The following is a 242-nucleotide window of genomic DNA, read 5'->3' on the forward strand; positions in this document are numbered from 1 at the left end:
CTTCTTGATAATCAGCATCATCAATAGAATAGCAAGTTTTAGCTACACCGCTAAGTGTATCAGTTGCAGTTAAGCTTACTGTTACGTCATCTTTAGACCAGTTAGTAGGTGCATTAGAAGTAGTAACAGGAGCAGATTTATCAATCTTCACGTAAGTAGTATTAGCAGTTTCAGTATTTCCAGCAGCATCAACAGAGTAGAAGGAAATCTTGTGAGTACCTTCATTAGCTACTGTAAAAGTA

At 36.8% G+C, this 242-nt stretch carries 1 protein-coding gene; it reads right to left on the reverse strand.

Annotation, left to right across the window (positions count from 1 at the left end):
- Positions 1-242: hypothetical protein (locus tag FAY47_RS20570; protein WP_185966930.1), on the reverse strand; the 242-nt coding region annotated here is incomplete at both ends.

Origin of the sequence: Clostridium sp. HBUAS56017 (genome assembly GCF_007115085.1) — a bacterium.
GTDB classification, from domain to species: domain Bacteria; phylum Bacillota; class Clostridia; order Clostridiales; family Clostridiaceae; genus Clostridium; species Clostridium cibarium.